We start from the raw sequence: 321 nt of genomic DNA on the forward strand, positions 1-321 counted from the left end.
GTAAAATAAACTGTGTAAGTGAGAGAGCGTACGGCTCTTGCTTCGCAGTTTATTTTTTTATTGTTAGAATAAACATATAAGATTGGGAGGTTATTCTATTGACTAAGTCAAAGCGAGATCAGAAATCTGCTGAACTAGCGAAACAGATTCTAGAAAACTACCAACCAGAGACCGTAGAAGACATGCAGAATGCACTTAAAGATATATTTGGACCGATGTTTGAAACGATGTTAAAGGGTGAAATGAACCATCATTTAGGCTACGAAACGAACGATAAAGATGAAAAAGAAACAGAAAACAGACGGAATGGTTACAGTAAGA

General features: G+C 36.1%; 1 protein-coding gene. It reads left to right on the top strand.

Annotation, left to right across the window (positions count from 1 at the left end):
• Positions 1–98: 98 nt before the first annotated feature.
• The coding region (locus tag M3210_RS20240; protein WP_285853914.1) for a transposase at positions 99–321 on the top strand (223 nt) is incomplete at its 3' end.

Source organism: Oceanobacillus luteolus (assembly GCF_023715655.1).
Classification (GTDB): Bacteria; Bacillota; Bacilli; order Bacillales; family Amphibacillaceae; genus Oceanobacillus; species Oceanobacillus luteolus.